Raw genomic sequence first — 5,754 nt, forward strand, 5'->3', positions numbered from 1 at the left:
ACATGGAGGCGCCCTCCTCCAGCAGATCGGCCAGCATGGCCGTGCCCAGAAGATAGCGCACCGTCCGGCGATCCGTTCTCTCCCGGGCTTCCTGGAGGGCCCGGGGCCATTCACTGGCCTCGTAATCACCCCGGCCCAGCCAGATCAGGGCCATCAGTTCAGTCAGCTCGTCCTCGTTCAGGGCTTCCAGAACACCGGTCAGCTCTTCCTGCGTTGGGTTGTCGCGGGTGGATTCCAGAATGCCCACCTCCTTGTCATCAGCGGCGTTTGATCCGCCCTCCAGATACTCGGGCGGCACCATGGCGCCAAACTCCCGCGCTTTCACAACGATATAGGTCAGCTTGTCCAGGGGCAGGGCCTGCATGATCACTTCCTGCAAAACGGGGAGAACTCTGCTGTTCCAACGCCCTGAATGCAGGATTGTTCCATGAGCACCGGCCTGTCCGCCATAGCTTCAGCGAAGGCGGAAAGCGCAGAAAGGCCAGCCAGAGGGCCACAGAAAACGGTTTGTCACTCCCACTCGATCGTGCCGGGAGGCTTTGACGTCACGTCATAGACCACCCGGTTGATGCCCCGCACCTCGTTGATGATGCGGGTGGCGACGCGTGACAGAAAGGCATGGTCAAAGGCAAAGGAATCCGCCGTCATACCGTCCGATGACGTCACGGCCCGCAGGGCGCAGACGTGGTCATACGTCCGCCCGTCGCCCATCACGCCGACGCTTTTCACAGGCAGCAGGACGGCGAAGGCCTGCCAGATGGCGTCGTAGAGGCCAGCGGCGCGGATTTCCTCCAGGAAAATGGCATCAGCCTTGCGCAGGATGTCCAGCTTTTCCACCGTGATCTTTCCGGGCATGCGCACAGCAAGGCCAGGTCCCGGGAACGGATGGCGTTTCACAAAATCAGCATGCAGGCCCAGTTCGATCCCCAGGGCGCGCACCTCGTCCTTGAACAGCTCGCGCAGGGGTTCCACCAGCTTCAGGTTCATGCGCTCGGGCAGGCCGCCCACGTTGTGGTGACTCTTGATGGTGACCGAGGGACCGCCGGTGAAGGACACGCTTTCGATCACATCGGGATACAGCGTTCCCTGCGCCAAAAACTCCGCGCCGCCGATGCGTTTCGCACAGGCCTCGAACACATCGATGAATGTGGCCCCGATGATCTTGCGTTTCTGCTCGGGGTCTTCCACATCGGCCAGCCGCGACAGGAACAGGGCTGAGGCATCCTCATGCACCAGCGGGATATTGTAGTGCTGGCGGAACAACGACACCACCTGGTCGCTTTCCCCGCCCCGCATCAGGCCGGTATCCACATAGATGCAGGTCAGCTGGTCCCCGATCGCTTTATGGATCAGGATCGCCGCCACGGAAGAATCCACGCCGCCCGACAGACCGCAAATCACCTTGCCGGTACCCACCTGCTGGCGGATCCTGGCCACCGCCTCGTCGCGGAATGCCGCCATGGTCCAGTCGCCGCGGCAACCGCAGATATCCCGGACAAATTTGTCCAGAAGCTGGCTGCCATGGGGCGTATGGGCCACTTCCGGATGGAACTGTACGCCGTAGAAGCGGCGCGAATCATCAGCGATGAAGGCGAACGGTGCCCCTTCCGATCGCGCCACGACCCGGAACCCGGCGGGCAGACGGGACACATGATCCCCGTGGCTCATCCACACCTGTTCCTTTGCATCTTTGGCCCACAGGCCCTCCAGCATCAGGCAGGTATCCGTCACTTCCACATGGGTGCGGCCAAACTCCCGGTGACTGCCGGCCTCGACCTTGCCGCCCAGCTGTTCCACCATGGTCTGCTGGCCATAGCAGATTCCCAGGACAGGCCGCCCCAGATCAAACAGACCCTCCGGTGCGCGGGGAGAACCGGATTCGGTCACGCTGGCCGGTCCACCGGACAGGATGATTCCCTTTGGTCCAAAATCCCGGATGCGTTTCAGGTCCGCGTGGCTGAATGGCCAGATCTCGCAATAGACACCCTGTTCGCGTACGCGCCGGGCGATCAGCTGGGTCACCTGGCTTCCGAAGTCCAGGATCAGGATGCGGTCGTGCCCGCCAGGACTGGATTTTTCCATTTTATGCTTGATTCCTGCAGAGGCGTCACTATAAGTGGCCCGAACTTATTCGCCCCGTGCGACAGGTTCAAGGGCATATTCGATGACAGGCTATACTGCCGACAAATATGTCACCTGGGATGATGTCCAGGACAGGTGCCGGATCCTCGCTCACCGGATCATGGAACAGGGCTGTCCCTACAAAAAGATACTGGCGATCACCCGCGGCGGATTTTTCCCTGCCGGCATTCTGGCGCGCGAGCTGGACATCCGGAATGTGGAGACGGTGTGCATCGACACCTATACCGTCTCGGCCCAGCGGGGCGATCCGGTCATTCTGAAACCACCAGCGCCGGAGTACACGGACGAAGTGATTGTGGTGGACGACCTGGTGGATACAGGGTCCACCCTGGCGCTTCTGAAACAGCACCTGAAGCGCTTCATCACCGTCACCATTTTCGCCAAGCCCCGGGGCGAGTCCCTTGTGGACCTGTATCACGAGAAAGTACCCCAGGACACATGGGTGCGCTTTCCCTGGGACACCTATCGTCAGTACGTCAAGCCGCTGGCCCTCATGCGCGATGCGGGAGAAAAATCCTGAAAGTAAATCGCGCATGGACAGCCGGCATATGGATGATAGGTTCCGGTGGAACAAAAGATCATTACATCGGCTTCAGAGGAGGAATGCATGGCTGATACAAACACGGTTTCCCGGGAATTGTCCCCTGCTCTTTCCCAGAGACAGCCTAAAGAGTCCATAACCTATGAAGACTTTTCCTGGGCTGTCGGGCAATGGATGGAAAGGGTTCTGGGAATAAAATGCGCCTATGCGGTCAAGGGGCGTGATTCCCTGCCGGGCTTTTGCTGGTCATACATGCTTGGAGAAGGGCGAGACGCTGGCAATACTCTGGAAGGGGATGCGCGCAACGCCTTTGAAGCAAGGGAAAGAATGTTGACTGGAGTCTGGGCCTCTGTGCATTTCCTGCGGGAGTGTAAATTCGTTCCGGCACAGCTTCTGGATTTTCTGGGGTCTGATGAAAGCAAGATTCCTTACAGCCTTCAGGGAAAGCATTTCTGCATATCTGTAGGAACGGTTCTTGATACTCTGGCAAGATCCACGGGGAAGTTTTCTGCCGATGGCCAGCTTGTATCCACATTGAGTGCCTGACGGCCTGGACAGGGGAAATGTGATGGACACTCACATCCACCAGTCCGCCGATATCATTCTGGGAAAGATCCCGGGTTTCAAACCGAAAATTGCCGTGGTTCTGGGCTCGGGCCTGGGGGCTGTGGCGAACCTGCTGGATGAGAAAGCCAGGATCCCCTACACGGACCTGCCCGGTTTTCCCCTTCCCGCGGTGGAAGGACATGAGGGCAGCCTGCGCCTTGGGTACGTGGATGGTGTGCCTGCCCTGTTCCTGAAAGGCCGGGTTCATCTGTACGAAGGGGGCGGTTTTGAGCCCCTGAAGATCATGATCCGCACCCTGAAGACCGCGGGGATCGAGACCCTGTTCCTGACCAACGCTGCCGGAAGCCTGCGGAAAGAATACGGCCCGGGCAGCCTGGTGGCCGTGGCGGATCATCTGAATCTGACTGGCACGAGCCCGCTGGTGGGCCGCAACGACGACCAGTGGGGGCCGCGCTTTCCCGGCATGGAAAATGCCTGGTGTCGCGATGCCCGGGCCTTTGTCCTGGAAACAGCGGCGAAGCAGAATATACCCATGGGCGAAGGCGTGTTCGGCGGCCTGCTGGGCCCCTGCTTTGAGACACTGGCCGAAATCCGCATGCTGAAAACGCTGGGCGCCGATACCGTCGGCATGTCCATGGTCGCAGAGAATATTGTGGCTGTTCACTGCGGTCTGCCCTGCGTTGGTGTTTCCGCCATCACCAATCTGGCCGCCGGCATGAGCGATGTGCCCCTGTCGCACGAACAGACCCTGCAGGGCGCAAAGCTGGCCGAGCAGAACATGGCACGGCTGGTCCGCGGCTTCATCACCGGCTGGACCGCGCGGCAGCAGCAGAAAGCGGCGTAAGGCGTTTTTAACCCTCTTCTGCACCCCTTGCTGTCATCTTCCGGCTTGACCGGAGGATCCAGTGTTCTTTTGCACCAATAAAACTGGATCCCGGATCGCGCTGCGCTTGTCCGGGATGACACAGGATATTTTTGTGAATTCCGGTTACCCTTTCAGGATCCGCGCCGCAAGGCCCATGGTGGATGAGTCCTGAAGGGCTTCCAGCGGCTTGTGGCCCGAAAGCACGTCCAGGGTCTGGCCGGCCAGCTGCTTGCCCAGCTCAACCCCCCACTGGTCAAACGAGTTGATGTTCCATATCACGCCCTGGACGAATACCTTGTGCTCGTACAGGGCAATCAGGGCCCCCAGGGTGCGCGGATCCAGCCGCGAATACAGAATGGTGTTCGTGGGCCGGTTTCCCGGAAACACCTTGTGGGGCACCAAGGCTTCCAGCGCCGGGCCGGACAGGCCGGCGGCTTCCAGTTCCCGGCGCACTTCTCCTTCGGTCTTGCCGCACATCAGCGCCCGGGTCTGGGCGAGAAAATTGGCCAGAAGCATGCGGTGGTGATCCTCCACCGCATACGGACTGTGGATGGCGGCGATAAAGTCCGCCGGGATGAACTGCGGCCCCTGGTGGATCAGCTGATAAAAGGCGTGCTGGCCGTTGGTGCCCGGCTCGCCGAACACTGCGGGACCAGTGGCGTATTCCACAGGCTGGCCGCGGCGGTCCACACCCTTGCCGTTGCTTTCCATGTCCAGCTGCTGGAGAAAAGCCGGAAAGCGCGCCAGCAGCTGGTCATAGGGCAGCACGGCGTGGGCATGCGCGTTCCAGAAATTCACGTACCAGATGCCCAGCAGCGCCAGGATCACCGGCATGTTGTCTTCCAGCGGCACAGTGCGGAAATGGCGGTCCATGTCGTGCGCCCCCGCCAGAAGCTGCCTGAACCCGTCCATGCCGATGGACAGGGCGACGGACAGACCCACGGGCGACCACAGGCTGTAGCGTCCACCCACCCAGTCGCGAAAGCCGAACATGTTCTGCGGGTCAATGCCGAACGCAGCCACTTTCTCCGCGTTTGTGGACACGGCCACAAAGTGCTTTTTCACGGTCGCGTCAGAGCCTCCGTCCTCCAGGAACCACCGGCGGGCCGTGTGGGCGTTGGCCAGGGTTTCCTGTGTGGTGAAGGTTTTCGAGGCAATGATGAACAGGGTCGTGGCCGGCCGACACTGCTTCAGGGTCTGCGTGATATCCGCCCCGTCCACGTTGGAGACAAAGTGAAAACGCATCTCCGGGTGCCGGTACGGCTCCAGCGCCTGGGTCACCATGGCGGGTCCCAGGTCAGAGCCGCCGATCCCGATATTCACCACGTCCGTAATGCGCTGGCCGCCAAAACCTGTCCAGCGGCCGCTGCGCACGGCCTCCACAAAAGTCTCCATGCGGTCCAGCACAGCCTGGATGTCCGGAACCACATTCTCCCCGCCCCGGTGGATCAAACTGTCCGCCGGCGCGCGCAGGGCCGTGTGGAGAACAGCCCGCGCCTCGGTCGTGTTGATGATCTCCCCGCTGAACATGCGGTCGCGCCAGCCCTCCACGTCCTGCTGGCGGGCCAGGGTGACCAGAAGCTTCCAGGTCTCGTCCGTGATCCGGTTTTTTGACCAGTCCAGGAACAGGCCGGCGGCT

Annotated in this window: 6 protein-coding genes; 3 read left to right on the top strand and 3 right to left on the bottom strand. The window is 60.9% G+C overall.

Features of this window, described 5'->3' with window-relative positions; all coding sequences use genetic code 11:
- On the bottom strand, positions 1–364 hold a 364-nt coding region (locus M3O22_08340), incomplete at its 3' end, for a DUF3775 domain-containing protein (protein ID MDP9196752.1).
- Positions 365–510: 146 nt separating this feature from the next.
- Positions 511–2,082 carry a glutamine-hydrolyzing GMP synthase gene (gene guaA / locus M3O22_08345; GenBank protein ID MDP9196753.1) on the bottom strand — a complete coding sequence of 524 codons (1,572 nt, stop codon included), beginning with the start codon at positions 2,080–2,082 and terminating at the stop codon, positions 511–513.
- Positions 2,083–2,164: 82 nt separating this feature from the next.
- Between guaA and gpt the strand changes: the two genes are divergently transcribed.
- The 3 genes from gpt to M3O22_08360 all read left to right on the top strand — a co-directional run bounded on the left by gpt (position 2,165) and on the right by M3O22_08360 (position 4,094).
- Positions 2,165–2,662 carry a xanthine phosphoribosyltransferase gene (gene gpt, locus M3O22_08350; GenBank protein ID MDP9196754.1) on the top strand — a complete coding sequence of 166 codons (498 nt, stop codon included), beginning with the start codon at positions 2,165–2,167 and terminating at the stop codon, positions 2,660–2,662.
- 87 nt (positions 2,663–2,749) lie between these two features.
- Positions 2,750–3,229 (top strand): hypothetical protein, encoded by a 480-nt coding sequence (locus M3O22_08355; protein ID MDP9196755.1) that lies wholly within the window; start codon positions 2,750–2,752, stop codon positions 3,227–3,229.
- A 22-nt stretch (positions 3,230–3,251) separates the two neighbouring features.
- Positions 3,252–4,094 carry a purine-nucleoside phosphorylase gene (locus M3O22_08360; GenBank protein MDP9196756.1) on the top strand — a complete coding sequence of 281 codons (843 nt, stop codon included), beginning with the start codon at positions 3,252–3,254 and terminating at the stop codon, positions 4,092–4,094.
- Between the two features lie 144 nt (positions 4,095–4,238).
- On the opposite strand, the gene pgi is transcribed toward M3O22_08360, so the two are convergent.
- The coding region (gene pgi, locus M3O22_08365; protein MDP9196757.1) for a glucose-6-phosphate isomerase at positions 4,239–5,754 on the bottom strand (1,516 nt) is incomplete at its 5' end.

Source organism: Pseudomonadota bacterium, from assembly GCA_030775045.1.
Classification (GTDB): Bacteria; Pseudomonadota; Alphaproteobacteria; order JALYJY01; family JALYJY01; genus JALYJY01.

What these genes read in the sequence shown, in the direction of transcription:
- guaA (MDP9196753.1), bottom strand. Translation starts at nt 2,082, where the DNA reads ATGGAAAAATCCAGTCCTGGCGGGCACGACCGCATCCTGATCCTGGAC.
- gpt (MDP9196754.1), top strand. Translation starts at nt 2,165, where the DNA reads ATGACAGGCTATACTGCCGACAAATATGTCACCTGGGATGATGTCCAG.
- M3O22_08355 (MDP9196755.1), top strand. Translation starts at nt 2,750, where the DNA reads ATGGCTGATACAAACACGGTTTCCCGGGAATTGTCCCCTGCTCTTTCC.
- M3O22_08360 (MDP9196756.1), top strand. Translation starts at nt 3,252, where the DNA reads ATGGACACTCACATCCACCAGTCCGCCGATATCATTCTGGGAAAGATC.